Annotated in this window: 22 protein-coding genes; 12 read left to right on the forward strand and 10 right to left on the reverse strand. The window is 43.8% G+C overall.

The genetic code is table 11. The features are described 5' to 3' along the window. Positions 1-3: 3 nt before the first annotated feature. Both R7D93_RS08165 and R7D93_RS08170 read right to left on the reverse strand, forming a co-directional pair. Positions 4-1,164 carry an ABC transporter substrate-binding protein gene (locus tag R7D93_RS08165; RefSeq protein ID WP_213917134.1) on the reverse strand — a complete coding sequence of 387 codons (1,161 nt, stop codon included), beginning with the start codon at positions 1,162-1,164 and terminating at the stop codon, positions 4-6. Positions 1,165-1,599: 435 nt separating this feature from the next. Further along, complete coding sequence (locus R7D93_RS08170; RefSeq protein ID WP_005378077.1) at positions 1,600-2,046, reverse strand: META domain-containing protein; 447 nt, start codon at positions 2,044-2,046, stop codon at positions 1,600-1,602. Between the two features lie 184 nt (positions 2,047-2,230). Between R7D93_RS08170 and R7D93_RS08175 the strand changes: the two genes are divergently transcribed. After that, the gene (locus tag R7D93_RS08175) at positions 2,231-2,479 is read left to right on the forward strand and encodes a DUF1289 domain-containing protein (RefSeq protein WP_005378062.1); all 249 of its coding nucleotides are present in this window, start codon (positions 2,231-2,233) and stop codon (positions 2,477-2,479) included. A gap of 135 nt (positions 2,480-2,614) precedes the next feature. Here the strand turns inward: R7D93_RS08175 and R7D93_RS08180 are convergent, their stop codons facing one another. Together R7D93_RS08180 and ushA are read right to left on the reverse strand one after the other, a co-directional pair. Then, complete coding sequence (locus R7D93_RS08180; RefSeq protein WP_005386686.1) at positions 2,615-2,836, reverse strand: hypothetical protein; 222 nt, start codon at positions 2,834-2,836, stop codon at positions 2,615-2,617. Positions 2,837-3,251: 415 nt separating this feature from the next. After that, positions 3,252-4,940 carry a bifunctional UDP-sugar hydrolase/5'-nucleotidase UshA gene (gene ushA / locus R7D93_RS08185; protein ID WP_017634888.1) on the reverse strand — a complete coding sequence of 563 codons (1,689 nt, stop codon included), beginning with the start codon at positions 4,938-4,940 and terminating at the stop codon, positions 3,252-3,254. Positions 4,941-5,691: 751 nt separating this feature from the next. On the opposite strand from ushA, the gene R7D93_RS08190 reads away from it, so the two are divergent. Continuing rightward, entirely contained in the window at positions 5,692-6,207 is a 516-nt protein-coding gene (locus tag R7D93_RS08190) for a GNAT family N-acetyltransferase (RefSeq protein ID WP_005378065.1), read from the forward strand. Positions 6,208-6,354: 147 nt separating this feature from the next. Here R7D93_RS08190 and rplY read toward each other — a convergent pair whose 3' ends face one another. From rplY to R7D93_RS08215, 5 genes are all read right to left on the reverse strand, one after another. Then, a complete protein-coding gene (gene rplY / locus R7D93_RS08195; RefSeq protein ID WP_005378066.1) occupies positions 6,355-6,633 on the reverse strand; it encodes a 50S ribosomal protein L25 in 279 nt (92 codons plus the stop codon). A 284-nt stretch (positions 6,634-6,917) separates the two neighbouring features. Further along, complete coding sequence (locus R7D93_RS08200; RefSeq protein ID WP_005378071.1) at positions 6,918-8,267, reverse strand: ATP-binding protein; 1,350 nt, start codon at positions 8,265-8,267, stop codon at positions 6,918-6,920. Next, the gene (locus tag R7D93_RS08205) at positions 8,257-8,916 is read right to left on the reverse strand and encodes a response regulator transcription factor (RefSeq protein WP_005378073.1); all 660 of its coding nucleotides are present in this window, start codon (positions 8,914-8,916) and stop codon (positions 8,257-8,259) included. The genes R7D93_RS08200 and R7D93_RS08205 overlap by 11 nt, the downstream gene beginning before the upstream one ends. Positions 8,917-8,992: 76 nt before the next feature. Then, positions 8,993-9,358 carry a PepSY domain-containing protein gene (locus tag R7D93_RS08210; protein WP_372036143.1) on the reverse strand — a complete coding sequence of 122 codons (366 nt, stop codon included), beginning with the start codon at positions 9,356-9,358 and terminating at the stop codon, positions 8,993-8,995. A gap of 155 nt (positions 9,359-9,513) precedes the next feature. Next, positions 9,514-11,265, reverse strand: coding sequence for a DEAD/DEAH box helicase (locus R7D93_RS08215; RefSeq protein ID WP_171344595.1), 1,752 nt, complete (start codon positions 11,263-11,265; stop codon positions 9,514-9,516). A gap of 121 nt (positions 11,266-11,386) precedes the next feature. Here R7D93_RS08215 and rsuA point away from each other — a divergent pair, with 121 nt between their 5' ends. From rsuA to R7D93_RS08235, 4 genes are all read left to right on the forward strand, one after another. Beyond that, positions 11,387-12,088 carry a 16S rRNA pseudouridine(516) synthase RsuA gene (rsuA, locus tag R7D93_RS08220; protein WP_005388670.1) on the forward strand — a complete coding sequence of 234 codons (702 nt, stop codon included), beginning with the start codon at positions 11,387-11,389 and terminating at the stop codon, positions 12,086-12,088. Between the two features lie 146 nt (positions 12,089-12,234). Further along, positions 12,235-12,528 carry a hypothetical protein gene (locus tag R7D93_RS08225; protein ID WP_005378057.1) on the forward strand — a complete coding sequence of 98 codons (294 nt, stop codon included), beginning with the start codon at positions 12,235-12,237 and terminating at the stop codon, positions 12,526-12,528. After that, entirely contained in the window at positions 12,525-13,727 is a 1,203-nt protein-coding gene (locus tag R7D93_RS08230; protein WP_225495557.1) for a Bcr/CflA family multidrug efflux MFS transporter, read from the forward strand. Before R7D93_RS08225 ends, R7D93_RS08230 begins: the two co-directional genes overlap by 4 nt. After that, positions 13,727-14,389: a DUF2913 family protein gene (locus R7D93_RS08235; protein WP_005378053.1), complete on the forward strand. Its 663-nt coding sequence runs from the start codon at positions 13,727-13,729 to the stop codon at positions 14,387-14,389. Before R7D93_RS08230 ends, R7D93_RS08235 begins: the two co-directional genes overlap by 1 nt. 30 nt (positions 14,390-14,419) lie before the next feature. Here the strand turns inward: R7D93_RS08235 and R7D93_RS08240 are convergent, their stop codons facing one another. Next, positions 14,420-15,871 (reverse strand): DUF2867 domain-containing protein, encoded by a 1,452-nt coding sequence (locus R7D93_RS08240; protein WP_225495562.1) that lies wholly within the window; start codon positions 15,869-15,871, stop codon positions 14,420-14,422. Between the two features lie 94 nt (positions 15,872-15,965). On the opposite strand from R7D93_RS08240, the gene R7D93_RS08245 reads away from it, so the two are divergent. The 6 genes from R7D93_RS08245 (at position 15,966) to R7D93_RS08270 (ending at position 24,594) form a co-directional block, all read left to right on the forward strand. Continuing rightward, on the forward strand, positions 15,966-17,342 hold the full coding sequence (locus R7D93_RS08245) for an MATE family efflux transporter (RefSeq protein WP_005378048.1): 1,377 nt from the start codon (positions 15,966-15,968) through the stop codon (positions 17,340-17,342). 187 nt (positions 17,343-17,529) lie between these two features. Beyond that, entirely contained in the window at positions 17,530-18,201 is a 672-nt protein-coding gene (locus R7D93_RS08250; RefSeq protein ID WP_005378040.1) for an ABC transporter ATP-binding protein, read from the forward strand. Then, complete coding sequence (locus tag R7D93_RS08255) at positions 18,182-20,635, forward strand: ABC transporter permease (RefSeq protein ID WP_005378038.1); 2,454 nt, start codon at positions 18,182-18,184, stop codon at positions 20,633-20,635. Before R7D93_RS08250 ends, R7D93_RS08255 begins: the two co-directional genes overlap by 20 nt. Next, entirely contained in the window at positions 20,635-21,759 is a 1,125-nt protein-coding gene (locus R7D93_RS08260) for a lipocalin-like domain-containing protein (protein ID WP_225495563.1), read from the forward strand. Before R7D93_RS08255 ends, R7D93_RS08260 begins: the two co-directional genes overlap by 1 nt. A 330-nt stretch (positions 21,760-22,089) precedes the next feature. Continuing rightward, positions 22,090-23,241 carry a Na+/H+ antiporter NhaA gene (gene nhaA / locus R7D93_RS08265; protein ID WP_005378034.1) on the forward strand — a complete coding sequence of 384 codons (1,152 nt, stop codon included), beginning with the start codon at positions 22,090-22,092 and terminating at the stop codon, positions 23,239-23,241. 717 nt (positions 23,242-23,958) lie between these two features. After that, positions 23,959-24,594, forward strand: coding sequence for a TetR/AcrR family transcriptional regulator (locus R7D93_RS08270; RefSeq protein ID WP_005378033.1), 636 nt, complete (start codon positions 23,959-23,961; stop codon positions 24,592-24,594). Positions 24,595-24,610: the final 16 nt, after the last annotated feature.

Here is a 24,610-nt window from a genome sequence, read left to right on the forward strand (position 1 = left end):
TTACTAATTTCCGTAGCGTTTCAACCATTCTTTTTCTAACGCCGCTTGCCAACTTGGATGTGGCTCAGCGATAGATTTGAATTGTTGAGTGTTTTTGGCCGAACCAGTTAGGTATTGGTTGCTTAGTACCGAAGGGTCGCCCCAGATGTTTAGGTTACCTTTGCGAGACTGTGCTTCAGGGCTCAATAAAAAGTTTATCGCAACTTGTGCACCAGCACTGGCATTTGCGTTCCAAGGAATCGCTAAAAAGTGGATATTTGAGAGTGCTCCTGCGTCCATTGCGTACGCTTTGGTGCTCTCTGCAAGATTACCGCTCGACTGCGCAGAGAAAACCGCGTTCGGGTTAAAGGTAATCGCCAGGTCAGTCTGACCATCATCTAGTAGCTGAAGGGTTTCTGCTGTACCGCCTGGAAACTGCTTACCACCGCGCCAAGCGACTTTATGGAACTCATCTAGATAAGACCACAGCGGTTGAGTGACTTGTTCAAACGTGTCATCGGTAACTGGTTGTTGCAGCTCAGGGGCGTTGTTAGACAGTTCAATGAGTAATGCTTTGATAAAGCTTGTGCCGTGAAACTCTGGTGGTCGAGGGTAAGTCAGGCGATTCGGGAACGCTTTTGCATAGCTCAGCATTTCTGCGAATGATTTTGGAGGGTTATTAAGGGTTTGCTCGTCATGGATAAACACTAATTGTCCTACTCCCCAAGGTGCTTCTAGACCTTCTGTTGGCTCGGAGAAGTCCACATCAATTGGTAGAGATTTATCCACATATTGCCAGCTTGGCAAACCTTCGACAAAAGGACCAAATAGCAATTGGTTATCCTTCATTGATTTGAAGTTTTCGCCATTGATCCAAACCATATCAACACTGCCACCGCTGTTTTTGCCTGCCGCTTTTTCTGCGATAAGTCGAGTAGTGGTCTCAGAAATATCAGTTACTTTAACGTGGTTTAGCGTCACGTTATAACGTGATTTTAGCTCTCTACTCGCCCACTGTATGTAGCGATTAATTTCTTGGCTTCCGCCCCAAGCATGAAAGTAGACGGATTGCCCGTCGGCTTGTTGTTCGATTTTTTGCCATTCGCTATTCACTGATGAATCGGCAAAAGAAGGTGTCGCAAAAGTCGTGGCTAAAATGCCAATGCTGCTGAGTAGCTTTTTCATATCTATTCCGTGTTATGTCTTTTGGTGCTTGCTTTCGTTTCTATTGACGTTTTCGCAAGTCGTTCCGCTCTGTTACAAGGATAGTAATTCATCTCTCTCTATTATCAATGCCAATCCCAAACGGAATCACTCATTGATTCAAAGAATTACTCTCAATGTGAAGCAAAACGAATAAAGGACAAATTTGGTGTCATTTTAGGAGCGGACCGTTTGTTTGAGGATATTCTTTCAAGTAATTGAAAATTATTGTCCCCAGAGATATGAATAGGTTGTTTTACAGAGCAAAATTGATGTCTAAAGCATGGAATTGAGGGCGAAAAGAGAAAGAAAGTTGGCCATTTAAATGACTTTAGCATGCATGACTAACGATTCATCGATATAAAAAAAGCAGCCGTTTGGCTGCTTTAAGATACTATCTGGTTTACTTCGTTGGGATTAGTTTACCCAGTCACGTAGTGTAAACGTCAATTCGTGATCGGCACTTTTCAGAACAAGACCATCTTTAGTTAGCGTGATATCGCTCCAGTTAGATAGTGTTTGTGTCATTGCGTTTTCGATCTTCATTTGATCTTCCATACACATCTTCATGGTCATGCCCATTTTTTCGATGCGTAGTTGGTTGTTTTTCAGCTCGGCTTGACCGAAGAAGTTGTTACAACCTGCGTTGCCGTTTGCGGTTAGATTTTCACCGATTTCTAGGCGAGCCGCTTTTTGGTGTTCGTCTAGAACGATATTTTTGCCATCAACTTGAACAAGTTCCCAGTTGTGGTGCTGCAAATCTTGAGCCGTTATTTCTTTCACATCATCACCGTTGCTAGCACAAGCAGTCATAAGAACAGGGAGAGAGATTGCTGTAACTAACGTTTTTAGGCTAAGCTTCATTTTATAGACTCCGTTTTTATAAACGCGGTAAGTATAAGTAATAAAACACTGTTTTTGTCAGCATAAGGTTATGGTTTCGTATGTTTTTGACATAACGAAGTATATAGCAAGTTTTGTTGCTGACTAATCTTCTCATTATTTAAACTAGGCCAATACGCCCTAATATGGAAAGAGCGGTTTTAGTATGGAGCAACTGGAGTTTTTTACTGTCCCAAGCCCTTGTGTTGGAGTATGTACCTCCGATGAAAAAGGGTATTGCAAGGGGTGTATGAGAAAGAGAGAGGAAAGGTTTAATTGGCTTAACTTAACCCCCGCTCAGCAGTTGCACGTTATTAAGTTGTGTCGTCAAAGGTACAGAAGAAAGATGTTGGCAGGGAAGACGAAGCCAGAACAGCTTCAAGATGAGTCATCGCCTCAACAAGACTTATTCTAGAACTCTTGTTCAGTCTGTGGGGTTACGCCTTCGCTTTCGGTTCTGATTAGGCTTTTACATATTCCCGGTCCGGCAAGGTGTCCTTTAAGAACCGGGAATCTCCTATCCATTTTCCCTATAAAGCGGTAATTGGCGTTATTTCATCGACCAACGGTCGCTAACCCAGCCTCCCGCTTGTTCGTCGAAGTGATTTCCTGAAAATCGATGATTGAATTCAACATCTAATTTACTTGTTGGGCGTTCATCCATGAGTTGATGAATGTATCTCGCCATAGGATCCGTACAAGCTTCACGCTCTCTACGGGTAACTACTTCTTTGATCATTTGGAGTCTGTAGCTATTGCTGGCTCGTTTCATTTTTGACCTCCAGAACTCGATGGCAGCAGTTTGAACACATTGACGTCCAGATCGCTGCTCATTAGTGTGCGCGTGGAGGCACATCACCATCGTTTGAAGTCCAAAGACAAATTGTTTGAGAGCAGTGTTTGTAACGCCATTCACATCTTTCTCAGAATCATTGACTATGCGATTAAAAATGTTTCGCGAAATTTAGCCGATGAACCTGCATATTTAAAAGACCTTATCAAACATAGAAGCCCAACACAGGGGCGTCAATAACACAAATGAACAATTTTTGAACATATTGTGAAGGTGGAGAGTTTTCAGTAATTTATCGAAAATAAAAAACCGAAGCACAAAGCTTCGGTTTTGAGGAAAGCCCTGACGAAATTGCTTGTAAAAGCTCTTAGTGCCAGGGGTAAGGTGTTGAGTATTAGCTACCAGATGCAGGACAGCCTTTTACTGGTTGGCCATTACTGAAGTACTTGATGTTCTCTAAGTTCTTGTTGTAGTTATCCGCAGAGATTTGTGGGTTGTTTACGAAGAACTCGCGCAAAACGTATGCATCGGTTAGCTGTGTAGATTGAACATCGATGATTGGATAGTTATCGCCACCAGCAGCACTGAAGCTGATTACAGAGAATGTGTACGTTGCGTCTAGATCGAAGCCTTTATTGTTAATATCGGTAATGGTTACTGAGCCAGCATCACAATTTACATCTAAAGTGATGTTATCTAGTTGAGCGTAAGCACCAGAGCCTGCAGATTTCGTCGCAACCACATCTAAGTATTCTTTAACTTCTTTACCTGTCATAGTTGCTTTAGTCACGAAGTTACCAAATGGCTGAACCGTTAGTACGTCACGGTAAGTGATATCACCATCTTGGATTGAATCACGCACGCCGCCAGAGTTCATCACACCAAAGTCAGCATTTACCGTTTTGTAAGTACGGTATGCCTCGCCGAGTAGGTGACCTAGGTTAGTTTGTTGAGAGCGAACTACGTTACGATCACCTTCTAACTTACCCGTCGTATTAGAAATCTTCTCATCTAATAACTCTTGACCTTGTTGTTGGTATGGCAGTAGTAACGCTTTTACCGTTGCATCTTGTTGAATTCGTTCACCGATAACTTCATCGTTTTCGTCTAGAAGGTTTACAGGAATCAGTGCGTAATTCGCTAAGTGAAGCTTGCCGTCGTAGTATTCGAAGTCTGCACGACCCACATATTTACCCCACTCATGCGCTTGCATAATCCAAGTGCCTTTTTGTTGGTCTGGGGCACAATCATCCCCAGGTTTGAAATCAGCATACTCATTGGTACCTGGTTCCATACATACAGGGTTTTGTGAGTGACCACCGATGATAGCGTTTAGCTGTCCTTCTTCAAGAGAGCGAGCGAGTTTAACGTCACCTGGTGCTTCACTACCGTTTTTGCCATCTTCGTAGTGACCCATGTGCGTCGTTGCAAATACTAGGTCTACCTTTTCGTTCTCTTCGATTTCTTTCAGTACCTTTTTGATTTCTACTTGAGGGTCTTCGAAGTGGATGTTTGATACGTTGTCTGGATTGACTAGCTTCGCAGTGTCTTGCGTTGTTAGACCAATAACAGCGATCTTAAGGCCGTTGATAGTAAATACTTTGTAAGGGTCGAAGTAACGCTCGTTTGTATCTTTTTTATAGATATTCGCAGCCAGCATAGGGAAGTCAGCTAGCTCGGCTTGCATATCGAGAATATCTAGTGAGTTATCAAATTCGTGGTTACCGACAGCCATTGCATCGTAACCAAGTAGGTTCATCCCTACGAAGTCTGGAACCGCATCTTGCATGTCTGATTCTGGTACGCCGGTATTAATATCACCGCCAGATAGCAGAATGGTTTCACCGCCTTTTGCTTCGACTTCTGCGCGGATAGATTCGATTAAAGTGTGACGCGCAGCCATGCCGTATTCGCCGTCGCTGTTATGCCAAAAGCGACCATGGTTATCGTTAGTGTGGAGAACGGTGAACTTAGTACAAGAATCTGCAGTCTCGCAGGTTACTGGAGAATTGTCGCTGTCTGAGCCGCATCCTGCTAGCGCAGCGCCTACTGCCACTACCAAAAGAGATTTGGAAAACTTCATAAGGGATCCTTTCTTTGTGATTTTGTTATTGTTACGGCGTGAAATATACGGAATTAATGTGAAACTTTAGTGATCTATCTCTTATTTATACTTCTATCGGAGAAATGAATTAATAAGCCTGCAAACTACGTCTATAAATAAACAGAATTGGTATTTAGTATTTATTTTGTATCGCTAGCTCTATTTTTTGTGAGGTAGTTAATTGAATGTGTGTTGTTTGTGTGAATCAATGCGCATTTTTGCGAAGTATTACGCTGATTTTGGTGATTATTTTGCCAAGTTTATGTTTTTCCTAATAGGTATGACACAAATCGTTATAAATTTTCGCTCTAATGATGAGGGGTTCGGTTTGTATGCATAATGAACAGCACAGAGCTTAAACTCATTTGATCATGGCTTTATTCTGCCAAACTCTATCAAAAATTGTATTTATCTCTTTACTATAATTGCGATCGTTTAGAAACCTTATGCTTTAGGCATCGTTTATTTATCCTCATCCGATACCTTATCGTGCTTATTCCGCATTTGACACTCGAGTGTTTAAACAAATAGATTCAACCTAATGAGTCAAAATGAAAAGTAAATAATGGATCGTTCTTCTTCGAATATTATGATGTGAACTATCATTTAATTAATGAAAATGAAATAGATTAATGTAAAGCGTTGCGACTGTAGCCGTTATCTTTGAGCTTTGGTTTAAAGGGTAGGGTTAAAAGAATTTGTAAGTGGTGAACGCTAATAAAGGATGCTTATGAGATACACAGTAAGGGACGCACTCAAAAAGGAAGCAGCCCAAATCGCCAAGATACACGTTGATTCTTGGCTGGTGGCGTATAAAGGATTAATGCCAAAGAGCTACATAGAGCAGTTTACGATTGAGCGTCGAGAAAGGATGTGGGCACGAGTGATGACGGAGCAACTGGCCCAATTGATCGTAGTTGAGAGGCAAGGAGAAATTGTTGGCTTTTTAAGTTACGAGTTACCTAACCACACCAGCGAAGATAAAACGGCATTAGTGACATGTTGCTACGTTACGCCGCTACATTATGGGCAAGGAGCAGGAAGTGCACTGTTAGATGAGTTAGAGACACGTTTGCTCTCTACGTCAGTTATGCAGATCAGTTTGAAAGCACTGGATACTAATCAACAGGGGCTTAACTTTTACAAGAAGTGTGGTTTTGTGCGTACTGGAGAGGAAGAGTCGGAAGTGATTGAGAGTATGACGCTGACCGATCTCACTTTAGTGAAGTATATTGCCCGCTCATAAATCAAATGCTATATGCTAAATATAGTAAAACCCCGGAGGTGGTAAGACTCCGGGGTTTTGAAATTTTTTAGATGTCTCGGTTGGTAAGTCCGATTATCTTTTATGCAAAAGGTTTGGATTTAATCCGATTAATTCCTTGGTAGGGAATTAGATGCGGATGAAGTCCATGTGTTCAACTTTTGGCTTGAACGCGTGACGTTGAACGTCTTGTGGCTTAACTTTAACTTCTTTGCCATCGATAACTAGAACGATGCCTTCGTAGAATTCAGGCTTGTCCATTTGGTTTACGATGTCGTCGTGGTTAAGAACGATAGCTACTGCTGCTTCTTCACCGCCGTATACAACTGCAGGGAATTTGCCAGCGTGACGTAGGCGGCGGCTCGCACCTTTACCTAGTTCAGTACGTACTACTGCTTCGAATTTCATAGTATTTACTCTCAAATTAGTAAAAATCAAATGTTCACAATCAACAATGCGACCTTGTTGTTCGTGGTAAAGCTTGAAACAGGAACTGTTCAAGCGAGCGCGGATACTATCATTCCAATTATAAATGGGCAACCCAAATCGTATCCAAATCAACAAAAAGGTATGATTTAGCGGGGTGGAAGGCTATCCCTTTTAACGCTTTGCTTGGATTTTGTTCACATCGACTTCATTTTCATCGGTTTACTGATCATGGTCCGAAAAACAAAGTTTATGTGTTATATGCTTTATGTTCGGCTGAGATGTAAGACTAAAGATGCTTTTAATCCACCTAAAGCGCTTGTATCCAATGTTAATTGACCTCGGTAACTGTGTGCCATTTCACTGACTATGTTTAGACCAAGACCTGAGCCAGGGGTTGTTTCATCCAATCTAACTCCTCTCTTGATTACTTGACTCAGTTTCTCTTTAGGGATGCCTGGCCCATCATCTTCAATAATGATGTGTATATTTTCCTTATCCTGAGAGGAGTGCACACGAATCATGCTGTTGGCCCACTTATAGCCATTTTCTAGCAAGTTACCTAGCATTTCATCGAGATCGGTCTGCTCTACTGCTACATTCAGCTCTGAATCAAGTTCATTAATTAAGGTAATGCTTCGGCTCGCATACACTTTATCAAACGCCATTGAGATAGCATCCACACGATCTGCTGGGTTCGACTTCACTGATAATATGTTCATCGATCCGGCCATACGGGCACGACCCAAATGGTAATCGATATGGTCTTGTATTTGATTGATTGGAGCTCTGAGACGGGATTGTGCCTCAGGTTCTAACGTCTGAACTTCATTTTTTAGAACAGAAAGTGGTGTTTTAAGTGCATGAGATAGGTTACCTGCATGATTGCGAGCTCTCTCTAGTAATTCTTGGTAATGGAACAGCAGAGCGTTGAGGTCGAAGATTAGAGGAGAAATCTCTTTTGGGTAGGTTTCTTCTAGACTCTTTTTATTACCAGACTTCAGCTCGGCTAATTCTTTTTGTAGCTTTGTAAGCGGACTCAATGACCAAGCAATTTGCAGTAAAATGACGGTAAGTACGCCCGCGAATAATAAACCCAAAATAAGCCAAAGTTGGCCGATTAACGTTTGAAGGGTATTTTTAATGGGCTCTTCGTCAATACCAATAATAATGTGAATAGGACCATCGTAATCAGGAAGATACAGTGCTTTTTCTAGCGTAATTAGTTTTTCGCCTCTTGCTCCATACGCATCTTTATCCAAACCTTTGTATTCGATTTTTTTGTCCCACAACGAACGAGAACGTTCGAGGCTTGCCTCTGTAGAGGCACTCCAATACAAACCACTGTAAGGTCGGTTAAATCGAGGGTCTGATAGCTGAGCTGCGAGTGAAAGATGCCCGGTGTTATCGACTTCTAACTGTGCTGCGACTTCATCCATAAAAATGCTGAGCTGTGAGCGAGTGTCATCAACCATATAGTTGTAGACCTGCGTCGGTATCGTCACACCAGCGGCGAGGATCATTGCCGTTAACCAAACGATCGCCGCTAAAACGAGGCGACTTTTGATACTCAGTCGTTTTATTGCGTTCAACGGTAGCCTGTTTCTATTCGGCATTTAATTGGTATCCCAACCCTCGGACAGTTTTGATGATCTTTGGTGCGATTTTTTTGCGAATTCGGCCGATAAAAACTTCGATTGTGTTGGAGTCACGATCAAAGTCTTGTTTGTAAATGTGCTCGACGAGTTCGGTTCGAGAAATCACTTTTTCCGGGTTATGCATAAAGTAAGCGACCACTTTATACTCTAGCGCCGTCAAGCTTACCGCTTGACCTTGCCACATGACTTTAGAAGTGCGTGTATCCAAGCTCAAGTCGCCAATTTGCATCACAGGAGAGGCATTACCAGAGGCTCTTCGAAGCTGTGCACGAATACGAGCGATAAGCTCAACCATTTCAAATGGTTTAGTTAGGTAATCGTCTGCACCTGCGTTTAAGCCTTCAACTCGCTGCGTTAGGGTGTCGCGAGCGCTTAAAATCACGACAGGAGTATTAATGTTTTCATCTCGGATGCCTTTTAGGACGGTAAGACCATCCAGTTTTGGCAAGCCGAGGTCAAGAACAATGGCGTCCCATTCTTCCGAAGTCGCGCGATACAGAGCGTCTATGCCATCTTGGGACAATTCTGGTACCCAGCCGGTACTTTCTAATGTTTCGATGATTTGCTCGCCTAAACGAGGATCATCTTCAACAACAAGTATTTTCATATTGATGATTCTTATTATGTTTGGATTTTTATCGAAGTAAGCTACGCATCGCGTCTGGATTACGCATTAGACAAGTTTAGTTGTTTTGCGGCTTTAACGCTTTGTTAAAGCTGCGACCTTTGATCTCAAGCATTTCCAGCGTGGCGGCGTCGTACTCAACTTTCAGGACGCTGTTGTTGTACAGAATTTTCAATTCATACACCCAAGCATCATCATCTTCTTCAAGCTCGACCTTGATGATGCGGCCGTATAAGTCGTTTTCTACTGCGGCGTAAAGTTCCGAAAATGGTCGTATATATCCTTGTTGAACCGCGCGATAGACCTCATCTTGATCTTCATCGAATTCGATGCGTGTTCCTGGCTTTTCGACATCTTGCACGATGGCGTGGCCATTTTGTGATGTGTACTCGTTGTCATGCTTGGCAAAACTTGGTGCACACATAAATGTTGCAATAAGGCCGAAAAGTAACGCAGAATGTAGAGAAGTCGTTGCTTTATACATAGTCAAACCTTTTCTGGAGCGTTAGCCGCAGTATATCGGATATAGATGAACAGAGAGTGAATCAGCTAATTAAGTTTTGCCATGTGTTGTGGATGTTATTTCAACTCATCTTCAAAAATTTTATCTCGCAGCTTCCAAAAGCGACCAGATTTTCTAGCAATAACAAACTGAGGCAAACGGAAACGATGTTGATTAGCGACAACGCGTGTCGGTGAAGCCTCTTCAAAAGGGCGATGCTTGTCTGCTAAGTGGGGGCGTACGAACTGATCTTTAAACGTTTGTTTTTGTTTTTTGGTACTCAATGACCAAAACTCATGAACTAACGCATTGCCTTCGCCTTGGTATGGTTCACCAGAATACGTCACTTTTAGCTGAGATTTACCATCACTGGACTTAAATACAGATAGGTCCATTTCTGTGCATTCAAAGATTAATGCATCTTTGAGATTAAGGGCTTCTTTTAGCTTTTTATCTGGGTCAACGAGCGTCGCGTCACACTCATGACAAATTCGTGCAGCGATATCGTTGTCCGCACCACATTCACCACAGTATTTGGCACGAAAACGGTAGCCACAGTGTTCACGTTCGCCTGTGTCTTCATCTTCAAAGTAACCTTGGCAACGTCTGCCAAAGTGTTCAACCAAGAAACCGTTACTATCCAACTTACCCCAGAAGTTGTTATTGAATCCGCAAGCCGGGCAAGGAATCGTGATAATTTCACTGTCAGAGTCTGGTTTGGGATCACCGACTTCAGGTTGGTATAAATCGTAGCTGTTGCCTGCGTAATCAAGCACTAAACATTCTGATTTTCCGTCTGATAAGCGTAATCCTCGTCCTACTATCTGCTGGTACAGACTGACTGACTCTGTTGGTCGCAAAATCGCGATTAAATCGACATGCGGCGCATCAAAACCGGTTGTCAGTACCGAAACATTGACCAAGTATTTTATTTGACGATTCTTGAACGCTTGGATGATCGCATCGCGCTCCGGCGTAGGTGTATCACCAATGACGATTTCAGTTTCGCCTTCTGGCAATAGACTGTGGATCTCCTGTGCGTGTCGAACAGTTGCAGCGAAGATCATGACCCCTTGGCGCTCTTTCGCATATTGCATGATTTGCTCAACAATTTGTGGAGTCGCACGTTTGGCTTTATCGATCACCATGTCCATTTCTGCTTCTTTGTAGCGTCCGGTGTTAGCGGGCTTCAGTTGAGAGAAGTCGTAAGACAAAACGGGCGCATCCATCATGCGGGCTGGAGTGAGGAAGTTTTCGTCGAGCAAGTAACGGATCGGCAGTTCGAAAATACAATCGCGGAAGAATCGAGGCTCTTCGGTTCGCACTTGACCTCGGGTGTGATACTGATAAATCCAGCCCATTCCTAAACGATAGGGCGTTGCAGTTAGTCCCAGCACCTTAATGCCAGGGTTCAGTTCTCGTAAGTGAGTAATAACTTTTTGGTAGCTGCTGTTTTTGTCATCTGGCACACGATGGCACTCATCAATAACGAGCAGAGAAAACTGGTTTTTGAACGAATCTAAGTTACGTACGACCGATTGAACCGAAGCAAACACGACTTGCTGGTCAGTTTCTTTTCGTCCCAATCCTGCTGAGAAGATGGAACCTTTTAAACCATAACCTTCATACTTTTCGTGGTTTTGCTCGACCAGTTCTTTTACGTGGGCGAGGACTAACACTCGTCCTTTCGCAAGGCGAGCAAGTTCTGCGATCACCAAGCTTTTTCCTGCACCGGTTGGCAGCACGATCACTGCTGGTGTCGAGTGTTTACGAAAGTAATGAATAACGGCTTTAACCGAGTCGGCTTGATAAGGACGAAGTGTGTACATGAAAATATGTGAAATTGCTCAACTATTCGAACGAGGAACGCTATAATACCTGACTTTTATACCCAAGTGACCTTTAAACCAAGATTTAGAGATCACTTGGGTATAATTCAATGAGGTATTCATGCGTTTAGATAAATATTTGTGTGACGCTCTGGGTGCAACACGCAAACAGGCAACAAAGATCATCAAAAGTGGAGACATCACCGTTGACGGTGAGGTTCAAAAAAGTGGTGCATTTAAAGTACCTAAAGGTGCGGAAGTGATGTGGGAAGACCGTGTTATTGGTGCTCCTGGTCCTCGTTACATTATGTTGTATAAGCCTGCTGACTTTGTTTGTTCACATGAAGATGGCTACAACCAAACTGCATTCGCATTGCTTGATGAGCCTAAAATTGAAAACCTTCACTTTGCGGGCCGATTAGATGTCGACACAACTGGTTTAGTGTTGATTACGGATGATGGTAAGTGGTCTCACCGTATTACCTCACCTAAGCATAAGTGTGAGAAAACGTACCGTGTTTGGCTCGTCGATGCTATTCAGCCAGATTACGCGGAAAAGCTCGAACAAGGCATCATTTTGCGCAATGAATCAGAAGCAACATTGCCCGCTCGTTTGGAAATCGTGAACGAGGCCGAGAATGAAGTATTGTTAACTATCGTGGAAGGTAAGTATCACCAAGTGAAACGTATGTTCGCGGCGTTAGGAAATAAAGTTGAGTACTTACATCGTGAGCGTATTGGTTCTATCGAACTTGATGAGGCACTAGAACCAGGTGATTATCGCTACCTCACGCAAGAAGAAATTGATTCTATTTGGAATTAATTGTCGGCATGGGAAATTCTTTAGTTCCTAATAGGAACTAGTCTTTTGGTAGGAATTGGCTCAAAATAAATTTTCCTACCAAAATTAGTGCCTAGACAATTCCGGTGTGCTTACTCATCTCAGTGATATGCCTTTGCATTTAGCTGATGCATGCATACTCTTATTGCAAAGCCTTCGGCTACGGTGAATGGAATGATGGTGTCAACGCCATCATTTTTACTGCATTGTGTTTGTTTCCCATAAACACATTTCGCTTTCACATGCTTTTCTATGTCGAGTTCGTCAAGGTCACACCTTGGTACATATTTGCCCTTATGATTCTCGAACGTTGGATAGAACAGGTTTTTGGCTTCTACATTCAGCGTTATGAGAACTTCCGTTATTTTCACTTTGTTCTGCAAGTATTGACGGTAGGGCTCCAACAAGAGGTAAAAGAATGACAGAAAAAGCTCAAAGTGCTCCGCAATCCCAAATCAGTTTTCTATTGTTTCTGGTACTAGGAGCGATTGGTGCTTTGACGCCTTTGGCGATCGATATGTATTTGCCTGCGATGCCGACAATTGCGAAAGATTTGGGGGTCGCGCCTGGCGCGGTTCAGATTACGTTGACGGCTTATACGGCGGGTTTTGCGATCGGCCAGTTAATTCACGGGCCGCTTGCCGATAGCTTTGGTCGCAGACCTGTGTTGATTTTAGGCGTACTTTTCTTCGGCTTGGCTGCTGTTGTGAGTGCGACAACAAATGGCATTGATGCGCTGACCTATGTACGTACGGCACAAGGTTTTGCTGGCGCGGCAGCGGCGGTCATTATCCAAGCTGCCGTGCGTGACATGTTTGACCGTGAAGACTTTGCACGCGCAATGTCCTTCGTTACTCTGGTCATTACTATTGCGCCGTTGGTGGCACCGATGATCGGTGGCCATCTCGCGATTTGGTTTGGTTGGCGTTCCATTTTTTGGGTACTAGCTATTTTCGCTGTAGTTGTGATTTTTCTCGTACTTTGGAAAATCCCTGAAACGTTACAGCCTGAAAATCGTCAGCCTCTTCGTTTCCGCACGACGCTGAGAAACTACGCCAGATTATGCTCCAATCCTGAAGCGATCGGTTTGATGCTCTCAGGTGCGTTTTCATTTTCCGGAATGTTTGCATTTTTGACGGCGGGTTCTTTTGTTTATATTGATTTATATGGTGTTCGACCAGACCACTTTGGTTACCTATTTGGTTTGAACATTGTGGCGATGATCATCATGACCAGTATTAATGGTCGCTTGGTGAAGAAAGTTGGTTCCCATGCCATGCTTCGTTTTGGGTTGTTCGTGCAACTTTTGGCGGGGATTGGTTTATTCGTAAGTTGGTTAATGGACTTCGGATTATGGGGCATTGTACCTTTTGTTGTGCTGTTTATCGGTACATTGTCGACGATAGGTAGTAACGCGATGGCGCTGCTTTTAAGTGGTTACCCATCAATGGCGGGTACGGCGTCGTCTCTAGCGGGGACATTAAGATTCGGTATCGGTTCATTGGTTGGTGCGCTGGTGGCATCACTGCCCGGGAATGTTGCTTGGCCGATGATCATCGTAATGTTTGCTTGTTCTGTGCTTTCAGCACTGTTTTATTGGACTTTAGGAAGAAAGGCGTAATGTCGAATTACACCAAAGAAATTCAAAACTTGGTTAACTCAGCACTTGAAGAGTTAGATCAAGAGCATCGCTCAGGTAAGTTAGCCAATGCCCCTGTTGCGAATAACCATTATTTAGTGCGTTGGGTAACAAAGGCGCTAAAATCACAACGTTTCGGACGTACGGTAGGCGATGACTTAACGCGTTGGCAAAAAGCAGGTCGCTCAAAGGGGAACGATGCTGGTTTGTTGTTTATCTTCAAGCGTATTTCTGCTTTTTATGCGCAATTCTTCCCTGAAGGTGAAGACTCCAAAGTGTTCAAAGATTCAGATATTGAGTCTTTTCTTGATTTGATGGAGCAAGCAGGCTGGGAAGTCTCGACGTCTGAGCAACTGATTGGGTGCGGCAAAGTACAAATCTTCACTGAAGGTCAAAACTCTTTAGCGTTATGTGCAGACCAATGCGAAAGCTGTTTTGATGGCGAGTTGCTCGTAAAGCCAATGAGTTGGTTTGTACGTGGCAATCATGCTGAGTTTGTTGAGAAAGCAGCGCAAGCGGGCTTTATGGTACATAAGGTAACAGACTACAAATCGATGGTGAAATACCATGGCGAGTACCTTATTTTTCCCGCAAACGAAGGCAACCAGTTAGCCGAAATTCCACTCTCGTTCAAAGCTGACTAAAGTGACATTTTGAGTGTTTAGAAGCCCCTGTTATTGGGGCTTTTTGTTTTCTAAACGGTTTGCTTCTTTCGCGATGGCTTTGACCATGCCTTTAAATATGAAAAGATGGGCTGGCATCATTGCAAACCAATAAAGCAGCCCAAGAAACCCTTGCGGGTGCCACCAGGCGGTAATATCCAGCTCTCGTTCGTCACCGAGATCTTTGATGGTAATTTCTAAACGCCCAAGGCCTGGGCCTTTCATACCAAAAAACAGTGAAAGAAACTGATTATTATCGCAGCGAATCACTTTCCAAGAGTCAATAAAATCACCGACTTTAAGCTCTGGTCCAGGAGGAGAAACGCGAATCGGTTTTCCGCCACCAAAAAAGATATCGAGCCATTCACGTGTACGCCACAAGATGTTGGCAAAGTAATAGCCTTTTTCGCGACTCCCGATCTTTTGCGCCACTTTCCATAATGCTGCCGCTGAGGCTTGGGTTTTAATGCTCGCTCCAGCTTGTTTTGGGTAATAGCCATATCCTGGTTGCCATCGACGAAGCGCTGCGGGTTCAAACCCCCAGACATTACTGCGTACAAATGTGCCTTCATCTTGAATGGTATCAGTTACCGCTTGCTCGTAGCTGATCAGCGTTTGAGGAAATCGTTCTTCAATCGCTTTAGAGTCTGCAATGTAGTCGTGCTCTAAGCCCGCAAGTAATGCTTTACCGATACTAGTTGGCACTGAGGTAACTAAACCTAGCCAGTACGATGCCATTTTCGGAGTAAGTAGCGGGGTCGACCACAGCCGATACGGCTTGTTCGTGATTCGGCAAATGACTTTGAACTGTTCGCGGTAGCTAAGTGTATTTGGCCCACCAACTTCATAAATGTGACTTTCTTCTGGAGAGGGGGCTTCTGCTAACTTCAATAAATAGTGGTTGAGATTGGGCAAGGCAATAGGGTTCGCTTTTGAGTCGACCCATTTAGGCGCAATCAAAATAGGTAAGTTGTAGACAAAATCTCGCATGATTTCGAAAGCAGCAGAGCCGGGGCCGATGATAACGCCTGCACGCAATTCAGTTACTGGAATACCAGACTGTCGAATTATTTTTCCCGTGGCTTTACGAGCGGCTAAATGGCGAGAGTTTCCGGTTTGAGGTTGAATGGCACTCAAATAGATAACATGCTCGACGGAGCTTTGTTCCAACGCATATTTGAAGTTCAAAGCAAGGTTTAGTTCGTACTCAACAAAGTCATCACCTTGAGCCATCCCGTGCACGAGAAAAAAGACTAAATCAAAATCGTTCACTACAGTCTTCGTGGTCTCTGTGTCAGCCAAGTCGAGATACCTTAACGTTAAATTAGGGTGAGGCTGAGTTCTTGACTCTAAATAATCAATATGTCGCGCCGCTGCTGTGACGGCGTAACCTTTATCTAAAAGTAACGGAAGAAGTTGAGAGCCAATGTAACCCGAGGCGCCTAGCACCAACACCTTTTTCATTATCTGTCCTTTTATCGTTGGTGGAATAAACACCACAGAGTATAATCATGAGACACTTTCCCCATTCTATCAATAAGTTGTCGTTGGAGCGCTTGTGACTTTTCTTTCTCAACTCTCAATACACGCAGATAAAGCATTCTTACGTCGTTTATTTGCAATCGCGTTACCAATTACACTGCAAAGCATGATGTTTTCAAGCCGAAGCCTCGTCGATGTTCTTATGCTTGGTCAACTTGGCGAAGCAGAAATTGCCGCAGTTGGAGTTGCTGCGCGCGCGACTTTCGTCACCACCATCATGTTAGTTGGGGTGACAACGGGCGGTGCATTGTTAACCGCTCAATATTGGGGGGCTGGCGATAAAGTTGGGGTGCGTCGCAGTACCGCTTTAACATGGATGATCGCAATGATGTTTGCTGCGATTGCTGTTGCTTTGTTTGTTGTTTTTCCACAGCCCATCATGAGTTTGACTACCGATTCACAAGAAGTGATTGAGCTAGGGGCCAGCTATCTCATTATTTCGTCGGTTAGCATGTTTGCTGTTGCATGTGTGGCCAGTATGTCGGTGGGCCTAAGGGCGATGCACCAACCAGGCCTAAGCACTTTTTTTAGTGGTATAGGCATTTTATCTAATGTTTTTCTTAACTGGGTTTTAATTTTTGGTCAATTAGGCTTTCCTGCTCTGGGTATTACGGGAGCAGCGATCGCAACGGTAATCAGTGGCGCGATCGAAGTAGGTTGCTTGTTTGGTTATCTATGGTTGAAAAAACACATAATCGCATTTGGTTGGGATGATATACGCGCAGGATTGGTCTTAGATAAAATTACGCGTTTCTTGAGCCTCTCTTTGCCAACCACATTTAACTTCTTGGCGTGGGCTGGTGGGCTGTTTGCTTATCACGCCATCATGGGGCAAGCAGGTGTACAAGGTTTGGCGGCACTTTCCGTAATGACACCTGTTGAGTCGATCGCATTGGCGATGATGATTGGTTTATCGAATGCGGCTGCAGTTCTAGTCGGGAACCAGCTCGGCGCTCGTAATTTTGAACCTGTTTATTATCAAGCATGGGCGACGGTCATTTTGAATGTGCTTATCGCATTTGTGGTCGCCGTCTTGTTGATAGTGTCAAATCAATGGATCCTTAATGCGTTTAGTGCACTGACAACAGACACTCGCGAGCTAGCTGAACAGTTTATGGTGATTCTTGCGTTGGGTGTCGTGTTACGCTCGGTACCGATGATGGCGATTGTTGGTGTATTACGTGCGGGCGGTGATGTTAAGTTTTGTTTGTATCAAGACATCTTGGCGCAGTGGGTGATCGGGATTCCACTCGCAGCATTTGCAGCGATTTATCTCAATTGGGACCCACAATGGGTTTACTTACTCTTTTTGACGGAAGAAGTTGTGAAGTGGGCGATTTGCTTGCCAAGAATGGTTAGCCGAAAATGGATGAAAAACCTGATTGGCCAGTAAGGAGGAACAGAGTTTATTTTGGCTGCAAAAATCTGCTCAAAACGTCAACAAAATTAGCAACAGAAAGTGAATCGAGTTGCATTTGTACTTCCATAGTGTGATCAAGCATTCAAAATACTTTCTACTAACAGGATTTTAGTGTAGATTCTGATCCCAATTTTTAAACACCATCCGAGCGGCATAATCAATGTTAAAACTGTCAGACCTATGTAAAGGCTATGTAGACGGGGGAGAGTTTCACCCTGTATTACAAGGGGCAGAATTAACATTGCAGCAAGGCGACCAAGTTGCTCTGATGGGAGAAAGTGGTTCGGGTAAAAGTACTCTGCTGAATTTAATCGCCGGATTAGATACTGCTGACTCTGGTGAAGTGCAGTTTCCAAATTTTGCTATGCATGAAGCACCGGAGCATTTAAGAACCCTTTATCGCCGCAACAATATTGGTAATATCTTCCAACAATTCAACCTGCTTCCTACACTTAATATTGCCGACAATATTCGTTTTTGTCGTCAGTTAAAAGGTCTGCCGGAAGATAAAGAGTTGTGGCGTCAAATTCTTTCTGCTTTGGACTTAATGCCATTGCTAGGACGTTATCCGGAAGAGGCGTCTGGTGGGCAGCAACAACGTGCGGCGATTGCTCGCGCCCTTTATATGGAACCCAAAATCCTGCTTGCTGATGAGCCAACTGGTAGCCTAGACGAGCGAAACGCAGAAGCAGTAATGCGCTTATTAACGAGTCTCGCTCGCCAATTGGAGTGTACTTTGCTGTTAGTGACGCACAGTGAAAAAGTGGCCGCCCATATGGAAGGAAAGATTCGACTTCAAGGAGGGCAGCTACATGTTATGGCCCGTAGTTAAGGCACTACTCGGTCATTACCGTCGTTACCCTCTACAAATTATTCTTGTCTGGCTGGGATTAACTTTAGGCGTGTCCCTCCTTGTTGGTGTTACTTCTATCAACCAGCATGCAAAACAAAGTTATGCCACTGGGGAAAAACTTTTCTCTAATCCTTTGCCATACCGAATCCGAACGAAGCACTCTGCCAATAAAATTCCTCAAGGTTTCTATATTCAGTTACGTCGAGCTGGGTTTAATCAATGTGCACCGTTTGACGTGCTTCATCTAGATGCCAAGACCGATATGAGCCTGATGTTGGTGGGGATAGATCCTGTCGCGATGATCCCACTACAACAAGGAAAATCGCTAGGTGAGATGCCTGTTTTATCACTAATGAAGCCTCCTTATCCTATTCTTGTTAGTCAAGATTTGGCCGCTTACATGAGTTGGCAGGATGGGGACTTCATTGAGATGAATGACGGAAGCCGTCTTGGGCCTATTCAAGTAGATAAGGACAAGATGCTTTCGGGTACTCGGCTGGTTACTGATATATCGTTGTTGCGTATGCTCAAGCGGAGCTCAGGTTTGTCTGCGATTTCTTGTGGTGAAATGCCAGAGGAAAAGCTAATAGCACTGAAAAACATGCTGCCAAACGGAATGACGCTTGTTAGGAATACGCGTACTGAGCTTGAGTCGCTAACTAACGCATTCCATATGAATCTCACCGCGATGGGAATGCTGTCGTTTTTGGTCGGGTTGTTTATTTTTTATCAAGCGATGTCTCTGTCTTTCATTCAGCGACAACGTTTGGTCGGTATTTTGAGACAGACTGGTGTTAACGGAACACAGTTAGCGCAAGCCTTATTGCTAGAGTTGTCTTTGCTCGTCTTTATTGCGTGGGCGTGTGGTAACTTTTTTGGCTTGATCTTAGCGAATGAACTTATCCCAGCAGTGTCTTCGAGCCTGAGTGATTTGTATGATGCCAACGTAGGTTTAACCATAGGATGGTCATGGCAATCTAGCTTATATAGCCTAATCATGGCAGCGATGGGTGCGTTGATATCGTGTTTGTGGCCATTAATCCGTTTGTTGAAGTCACAACCAATCCGCCTTTCTTCTCGACTGTCGCTAATGCGATTTGCTGGAAGAGAGTTCTCATGGCAGGCGCTTGCGGCATGTGCGTTTTGTGTCGCTGCAATAGCGGTATATCAGGCGCCGAAAACACAAGAAACCGGCTTTGCTATTATTGCTCTGATGTTGGTTAGTGTGGCGTTGTTTATGCCATTTATTATGTGGCATATGTTCCAAAGTTTTTCTTATACCATGCGATGGGTTCGTGTCCGTTGGTTTTTTGCTGATGCAGCAGCCAGCATGAGCTATCGCGGTGTGGCTACGATGGCGTTTATGTTAGCGCTGGCGGCAAACATTGGTGTAGAAACAATGGTCGGAAGCTTTCGAGATACAACCGATAAGTGGCTAAATCAGCGATTAGCCGCTGATGTGTACATCTATCCGACCAACAATTCAGCCGCTCGGATGAGCGCATGGCTCCAGAATCAGCCAGAGGTGAACTCGGTTTGGTGGCGCTGGGAAAAAGATATGCCGACCGAGCATGGTGCTCTGCAAGTTGTGAGTACGGGCTCTTCTGAAGGTGAGTTAGACTCACTTACCGTCAAGTTAGGTGTCCCAAATTACTGGTATCAACTGCACGCTACCAAGAGCTTAATGGTCAGTGAGTCGATGGCCTTGAAGCTGGATATCCGCCCTGGCGATTTCATTAACTTGCAAGAACCGCTTGGTGGTGATTGGCAAGTCGTAGGCGTTTACTACGATTATGGAAACCCATATAACCAGGTGATGATGTCGCACCGGAATTGGCTGTATGCATTTGCAGGTACGGGTAATGTTGGTCTTGGCGTAGTATTAAAAGATAACGTCAATGGAGAAGGGCTGAAAAATCGCTTAGAGAATGTATTCCGTCTCCCGCAAGATCGTGTGTTTGATAACGGTAATATTTATAGCCAAGCAATGAGAGTGTTTGATCATACCTTTGCGATAGCAGGAACCTTGGGCAATATCACGCTGATTATTGCCGTGTTTGGTTTATTCTTTGCGACGTTGGCAGGAGAACTTTCACGGCAGCGGCATTTTTCCTTATTAAGGTGCATGGGTGTGTCCGGAAAAGAACTTGTCGTATTAGGTGGTTTGCAGCTATTCGTCTTCGGAGCCATTTCTGCGATTATTGCAGTGCCGCTCGGCTTGGCGCTCGCACATTTGATCGTTGATATTATCATTAAGCAATCATTTGGCTGGTCTCTAGAGCTTCAAACGATTCCATGGGAGTATGCTCAAACCATTGCTTGGGCGATGCTTGCCATCATGGTTGCTGGCGCATTGCCAGTTATTAGAATGATCAAAAGTACACCGATGAAGTCATTAAGGGACGCGTTGTAATGAAAAAAGTGGGCTCTAAAAAACGCTTGTTGGTTTCAACGCTCATTGTTGTTACGTTCGCTTTTCTGACTGGGGCTGCTTTTTACTCAACTTTTTGGTTAGAGGCGACAGCAACACGAGAAGGCGAACTTGATTCTATCTTAACGCGTGAAAATCAAACGATTTTCGAGCCTGTACTACCTAATGAGCATGTCTCTTTACCCTCAGACTTTCGCTTTCATCCCGAGTATCAGCATGAATGGTGGCACTACTTTGCGAAACTAAAAGATGAGCAAGGCAAGATCTACAATGTTCAATGGAGCTATTTCAGGGTTGCGACGGACGAGCGAGAAACCAGCGGTTGGCAGAACCCTCAATTGTACATTTCACATGTTGTCGTCAGTCATGGCTCGCATGTATGGAAAGAGCAACGGGTAGCTAGAGGTGGGATAGGCCAAGCTGGTATGATCAATCGTCCTTTCAGGTTATGGATTGATAATTGGACTTGGCGATCACTCGGTGCGACGCCTTTCCCGGGCAACTTGAATGTGAATACTGATACGTTTGGACTTGAGCTCAATACCATGACAAGCGGCCCCTTTGTGGTGAATGGAGACAAAGGCTTCCAAGTTAAACATGCGTTGCAATCTGTTGCTTCTTTCAGCTTCAGTGCTCCATTTTTAAAAGTAAAAGGCAGCTTAAGCTTAAATGGTAAGCGATTCTCAGTGACGGGTTCTGCTTGGGCGCAAAAAGAGTGGGGCAGCGGCTTAATTGGTGAGGGGCAACAAGGCTGGGATTGGTTTGTTTTCAATTTAGATGATGGTCGAGCATTAACTGTTAGCCGTTATCGTCACCATGGGCAAACACCGCACGTGTTTGGCACGTTGTCGACACGCTCAGGTAAAGTCATCAACCTCTCAGACGATGATATCAATATTAAACCAATGCAAGTGACCAGTTTATCCAATGGAAGAAGGTTACCTTTGCAGTGGATTATCAATATTCCGAAGCATCAAATTAATTTGACTACCCGCATTATCAAGTCAGATATGTGGCTACCCTTTGTAATACCTTACTGGGAAGGGCCTACTTTAGCTTCCGGCTCCAATGAGGCTTGGGGCTTTATGCAGCTGACAGGCTATTGAGTTGTGAAGAAAACCACCCCCTACGGGTGGTTTTTTAGTGCGCGAAGCTTCCTAGCTTTTTCTCAAAAGTACGGGGTTATCATGATGGTACAAGCCGTGTTATGCTGATTTTCTCATCATCTTGATAAATATTTGGTGCGACAAAAACAAATACGATCTCCGATCAAAATTGAGTGTCATGTTGGAAAATACGATGTATAGTAAACTTAACATCGAAAAAACCGAAGTTTATACTCTGAAGAAGCGATTATTCTAAAGTTTTCGACAGCTATACACTCTTATCACTCTTTGTTAATCGTTTATTAAGATAATAAATATAAGGACGAAACCATGAACGATGTCATTCGTGACTTTTTCAAAATGGAATCAGCAGGTGGTATTCTTCTCGTAATTGCAGCGGCAATTGCGATGACCATTGCTAACTCACCGCTGGGCGAAACTTATCAATCTGTACTGCATACTTATGTATTCGGTATGTCAGTTTCTCACTGGATTAATGACGGCCTAATGGCTGTTTTCTTCTTACTTATTGGCCTTGAAGTGAAGCGAGAGCTACTTGAAGGAGCGCTAAAATCAAAAGAAACCGCAATTTTCCCTGCGATTGCAGCGGTTGGTGGTATGTTAGCCCCTGCTCTTATTTACGTTGCGTTTAATGCTAACGACCCAGAGGCGGTTTCTGGCTGGGCCATTCCAGCTGCGACGGATATTGCATTTGCTCTAGGTATCATGGCGCTACTAGGTAAGCGCGTACCAGTAAGCCTTAAAGTATTTTTGTTAGCTCTCGCTATCATCGACGATTTAGGCGTGGTTGTTATTATTGCACTGTTTTACACAGGTGATCTTTCTAGCATGGCGCTGCTTGTTGGCTTCATCATGACTGGTGTCCTGTTCATGTTGAATGCGAAGGAAGTAACGAAACTGACGCCATACATGATAGTCGGCGCGATCTTATGGTTTGCGGTACTTAAATCTGGTGTTCACGCAACACTTGCAGGCGTAGTGATCGGCTTTGCTATTCCTCTTAAGGGTAAACAGGGCGAACATTCCCCACTTAAGCACATGGAGCATGCACTTCATCCATACGTGGCATTTGGTATCTTACCTCTATTCGCATTTGCAAATGCGGGGATTTCGCTAGAAGGCGTATCGATGTCAGGCCTAACTTCAATGCTGCCATTAGGTATTGCTTTGGGGCTACTGGTTGGTAAGCCTCTAGGTATCTTCACCTTTAGTTGGGCTGCTGTGAAAATGGGTGTAGCTAAGCTACCGGAAGGCATTAACTTCAAGCATATCTTTGCGGTATCTGTGTTGTGTGGTATCGGTTTTACAATGTCTATATTCATTTCCTCTTTAGCGTTCGGAAATGTAAGCCCTGAGTTTGATACCTATGCTCGACTAGGCATCTTAATGGGCTCGACGACAGCCGCGTTACTTGGCTACGCGTTACTGCACTTTTCTTTGCCTAAGAAAGCGCAAGCGTAAGATACACACTGTTTAGTAAAGCCTCCCATTCGGGAGGCTTTTTTATGTCTGCAGATCGGCACATCAACCACTTCAGGGTGGTTACTTTTGTGACCAACTAAGGTCTAGCTTATGGAGTTGGGGCAAATCATCGAAAGAGGCGCTTGGTAAATCTATAGGCGAAAAAAAGCCCAGCCGAAAATTTGACTGGGCGGATACAAACATAGGAGTTAATAAGAAAAAAGCAGCAACGTAACAATTAGATGGAAACAAGTTTGACGGCCAGTGAAACTTCAAATGCCCTAACTGTTACGTATATTCAGACCGAGCCTTTTCCAAACAGTTCCATTTTTTTTCAAAAAATTTCTACTTAATGCTTTCTAGCTTCTTACACATCCGAAAGTAATAGAAAAATCGAGATGGATTACCAACTTGGCGAAGTTACTAACTTCTGTGTTTCTCATTTTATCTCCCCTAGAACCGAAGATGTATTTCATACTCTCGTCGCTCACTCCGAGCCGCCAAGGCTATTGTTAGCGTTTCAATTGCGCTGGACTGAGAAATTTGATCGTTTTCTTCTGGCAAGCTTCACTGGAGTATTCGATTGAATTTCAAAAGATTAGATCACACCTTTTACTGTCTGGTCAGACCAATTGGTTAAAGTGTGATGTTAATCATTTGTTAATCTTAAGTTTCGGGAGTATATTTTCAAACAGTTGTTTAATACGAGTGATTAAAATGGCCCCGAGAACATCAACAAAAGAAAAAATACTCGATGTCGCAGAAGGACTCTTTGCTGAACATGGCTTTAATGATACTTCGCTAAGAACGATAACAGGTAAAGCTAACGTTAACTTAGCATCGGTAAACTATCACTTTGGCGATAAAAAAACGCTGGTTAGAGCGGTTTTAGATAGGTATTTAGAAGCACTAATGCCGAGCATTAAGACTTCATTAATTGAGTTAAACACGCGCGATAGCTACAACATGGACGATGTCTTTGAGTCATTGCGATTACCTTTACGTACATTAAATGATGTACGCCCAAATGGTACTGCGCTATTTATGTTGTTAATTGGCCGCGGTTATACAGACGTTCAAGGTCATCTACGCTGGTTCATTACCACCAGATACGAAGAGGTACTGAACCTTTTCACTTTCTCGATAATGAAGGCGAACCCGGAACTATGTGAAGAACAGTTGTTTTGGCGACTGCACTTCACGTTAGGAACCTGTGTATTTACGATGGCTTCAAGCCAAGCTCTTTCGGAGCTGGCAGAAAGTAAGTTTGAAAAGGAAGTCGATGTGAAATCTGTCGTCGATTTACTGATTCCATATTTGTCAGCAGGAATGTCAGCAAAGCAGTTGGCATAAGACAAATAAGAAAGTT

This window comes from Vibrio sp. YT-15 (genome assembly GCF_033337445.1).
Classification (GTDB): domain Bacteria; phylum Pseudomonadota; class Gammaproteobacteria; order Enterobacterales; family Vibrionaceae; genus Vibrio; species Vibrio alginolyticus.